Annotated in this window: 1 protein-coding gene; it reads right to left on the reverse strand. The window is 60.8% G+C overall.

The window, feature by feature from the left end; translation table 11 throughout:
- Nucleotides 1-1,514, reverse strand: a 1,514-nt coding sequence (locus tag AP059_RS00050; protein ID WP_218186538.1) for a beta strand repeat-containing protein, incomplete at both ends; no start/stop codon positions are given.

Genomic DNA, 1,514 nt, shown 5'->3' on the forward strand with positions numbered 1-1,514 from the left:
TTGGCGGTCAGGTTGCCCGTCACGGTTTCAGCGGTTGATGCCGGGGTGCTGCCAGTCACGGTGCCTTGCGCCAGATCGGCGCCATCCTTGACCAAATCCAGCGCGTTTTCGAACACCGTGGCTTGCGCATCACTGACGACTTTCAGGCCGCTGTCGGTCAGGGTGAAGGTCACCGTGGCGGTGCTTTGATCGCCGTCGCCATCGCGGATGGTGTAGGTAAAGGTGTCGGTGGCGGTCGGCGTGGTCACCAGATTCGGTGTGCCTTTGTACACCGCCGTGCCATCTGCCGAGATGGTCAGGGTGCCGTAAGTGCCGTTGATCACGGTGCTGCCGCCACTGGTGACGGTGACTACGGCGTTGCTGCCCGCTTTAATGGCGACCACTGCGCCGCCTGCCGCGCCGCCGTCTGCGCCGAGGGTGTCGTTGGTCAGTACGTTGAGGGTCGAGGTGCCGCCTTCAATCAGCGTGCCAGTGTCGTTGGTGGCCTGCGGCACATCGTCGACGATGCTGATTTTGATCGTGCCGGTGGTGGTGTTGCCCAGCGCGTCGGTGGCTTGGTAAGTGAAACTTTCTTGGCCATCAATCACATTGGCGCCGTTATCGGCACCCGGTGTGGTTTTTGGCGCCGATGTCAGGGTGTAGGTGTATTGGCCGTTGGCATTCAGTTGGATTTGGCCATAGGCGCCCGCTGTATTGCTCAAAAGCACGAAGGTCAGTGCGCCCGAACCGCCCGAGGTATTGGCGGTCAGGTTGCCCGTCACGGTTTCAGCGGTTGACGCTGGCGTACTGCCAGTCACCGTGCCTTGCGCCAAATCGGCGCCATCCTTGACCAGATCCAGCGCGTTTTCGAACACCGTGGCTTGCGCATCACTGACGACTTTCAAACCGCTGTCAGTCAGGGTGAAGGTTACTGTTGCAGTGCTTTGATCGCCGTCGCCATCGCGGATGGTGTAGGTAAAGGTGTCAGTGGCGGTCGGCGTGGTCACCAGGTTTGGTGTGCCTTTGTACACCGCCGTGCCATCTGCCGAGATGGTCAGGGTGCCGTAAGTGCCGTTGATGACGGTGCTGCCGCCACTGGTCACGGTCACCGCCGCGTTGCTACCGGCTTTAATCGCCACTACTGCGCCGCCTGCCGCCCCGCCGTCTGCGCCCAACACATCGTTGGCCAGTACGTTAAGGGTCGAGGTGCCGCCTTCGATCAGGGTGCCGGTGTCGTTGGTGGCCTGCGGCACATCGTCGACGATGCTGATTTTGATCGTGCCAGTGGTGGTGTTGCCCAGCGCGTCAGTGGCCTGGTAGGTGAAACTTTCTTGGCCATCAATCACATTGGCGCCGTTATCAGCACCCGGTGTGGTTTTTGGCGCCGAGGTCAGGGTGTAGGTGTATTGGCCGTTGGCATTCAGTTGAATTTGGCCATAGGCGCCCGCTGTATTGCTCAAAAGCACGAAGGTCAGTGCGCCCGAACCGCCCGAAGTGTTGGCGGTCAGGTTGCCCGTCACGGTTTCAGCGGTTGA

The organism is Pseudomonas sp. TAA207 (assembly GCF_001529285.1).
GTDB lineage: Bacteria > Pseudomonadota > Gammaproteobacteria > Pseudomonadales > Pseudomonadaceae > Aquipseudomonas > Aquipseudomonas weihenstephanensis.